At 69.2% G+C, this 2,525-nt stretch carries 1 protein-coding gene; it reads left to right on the top strand.

Going from position 1 to position 2,525, the window contains the following annotated elements; all coding sequences use genetic code 11:
• A partial coding sequence (locus tag WD250_16460; protein ID MEX2621811.1) for an S-layer homology domain-containing protein occupies window positions 1-2,525 on the top strand: 2,525 nt, incomplete at both ends.

Genomic DNA, 2,525 nt, shown 5'->3' with positions numbered 1-2,525 from the left:
TTGACGGCAACGTCCACGCCGCCGACATCGGGGTCTTGACCGCCATCGAGGTCACCCGCGGCACCACCGACACCACCTTCGGTCCTGGCCAGTTCGTGCGACGCGACCAGGTGGCGTCGTTTCTGGTTCGGGCGGTGGCGTGGGCGCAGGGCGTGGACGTGGACAGCCTGCAAGTCGCCTCGACACGGTTCGCCGATATTGCTGGCAACAGCCACGCGGGCAACATCAACGCCGCGGCCGACCTGGGGTTGGTCAACGGCACCACCGACACGACATATACGCCCGGAGCGAGCACCCGGCGCGACCAGATGGCCTCGGTGCTGGTGCGGGCCCTGGACGTCCTGCACGCGGACCCGGAGCCCGCCCCGTCCCCGAGTCCTGTGCTGGCTGCTCCCTCGCAGGTGGTGGTGGTGGGGCGTGATACCAGCGCCGAGGTGTCCTGGCAGCCGAGCTCGCACCCGCAGGCCAGCGGCTACGTGGTGTCCCAGTCCTCGGCGGCGTCGGGCCCGTGGGAAACGGTGACCACGGCGGCGGTGACCGACACGACGTTCACCGCCACCGGCCTTGCTAACGGCGACACCTACTACTTCACGGTGGCCACCCAGGCCGGCGGGGACCTGTCCGAGCCGTCGGCGCCGACAGCGGTTATCCCAGGAGCCACGGTGGAAGCGGAGTTGGGGGAGCGCACCAGCCTGGTCGCCCCCGGCGAGGTCGTGGGTGTGGAGGCCGGAAGCGACGATCTGTCGCTGGTGCTGTCGCTTGACGCCGCCGCGCACACCCCGGCGGTGGGTGACCATCTGGTGGTGCAACCCACCGCCGGTCTGACCGACGGGCTGATCGCCACTGTCGCGTCGGCCGCGCCGCCCTTGGGTGGTGTCGCGCGGGTGGAGGTCGTCGAGGCCGCGTTGGACGAGGCGTTCCCCGCCATGACCATGGACATCGACATACCGATCACCATGACCGTGTCACCCGTGGATGAGGCCGCACCGGCGGCGGCAGCGTCCTCGGGCCCGGAACTAATGTCTTTCAGCCCCGGTGACTTCGCGTGCGAGGACGCCAGCGGTGTCACCGTAAACTCCGAGGACCTGTGGGACACCTCCAGCCCCATACCGATCGACATCAACTTTGCGCACATGCGGGCCATCCAGCAATTCGATGCCGGCGACCCCTTACTCGGCCGTGACCCGTTCCTGCTGCTGCAGGTCAGCGGGCAAGCCGTCACGTCCATCGACGTGCAAGCCAAGACCGGGTTCTCCTGCACCATCACCACCCAGTTCGAGCAACGTAATCGGCTCCGCGCCACCATCGGGTTCGTGTCGGGGGTGCCGATCACCCTCAACCTCGACCCCGCGTTCACGTTCGGTGTATCGGCGCCAGGGTCGATCGGGTTCGAGCAACGACGTTCGTTCGCGTTCACCCTGTCGAGCACCGACGGCAACTCCCTGGAGGACGACTTCTCCCACACTGCCGACCCGGCTGAGTTCAATGCTGACGTAAAGGTCACCGCCGACGTGTTCGCCGGGGGTGACCTGTCCCTCGTGTTCGGAAGCGGCTCCGAGGCCGGCATGTACGGCGACTTCGGCCCAGGCGTCGACGCTGTGGTCGATACCGATGACCATGACTGCCTTGTCGTCAACGGCGACCTGCGCGCCAACTTCGGCGTGCGGCTGCAGGCCTGGGTCAAGAGGTGGAACCACCAACTGGCAGACCTGAGCGTGCCCAAAACCGAACTGACGCGCCGGTGCGGCCTCCCCGACCCAGAACCGGAACCCGACCCGGAGCCGTTGGGCTCCGATGCGGTCGCCGCCGGCCTACGGCATACGTGTGCGCTGCGCCAGGGCGGCACCGTGGCCTGCTGGGGCTGGAACGTGACCGGGCAGTTGGGTGACGACACCAACACCGACCGGTTGACGCCGGTGGCGGTGCACGGCCTGAACGACGCCCTCGCCCTCACCGCCGGCTCAGCCCACACGTGTGCGCTGCGGCAGGGCGGCACCGTCGCCTGCTGGGGTCGCAACGCGTCCGGGCAGTTGGGTGACGACACCAACACCGACCGGTTGACGCCGGTGGCGGTGCACGGCCTGAACGACGCCCTCGCCCTCACCGCCGGCTCAGCCCACACGTGTGCGCTGCGGCAGGGCGGCACCGTCGCCTGCTGGGGTCGCAACGCGTCCGGGCAGTTGGGTGACGACACCACCACCGACCGGTTGACGCCGGTGGCGGTGCAAGGCTTGGACGACGCTGTCGGCCTCACCGCGGGCGGGGGACACACGTGTGCCCTGCGGGGGGGCGACACCGTCGCCTGCTGGGGCTGGAACGAGTTCGGGCAGTTGGGTGACGACACCACCACCGACCGGTTGATCCCGGTGGCGGTGCACGGCCTGGACGACGTCGTCGCCCTTATCGCCGGTGGGGGGCATACCTGTGCGCTGCGGGAGGGCGACACCGTCGCCTGCTGGGGCGACAACTTGTCCGGGCAGTTGGGTGACGACACCAACACCGACCGGTTGACGCCGGTGGCGGTG

This window comes from Egibacteraceae bacterium, assembly GCA_040905805.1.
Lineage (GTDB): Bacteria > Actinomycetota > Nitriliruptoria > Euzebyales > Egibacteraceae > DATLGH01.
Note: the sequence above shows the minus strand (reverse complement) of the source record. Positions and strands in the feature narration are given on the sequence as shown.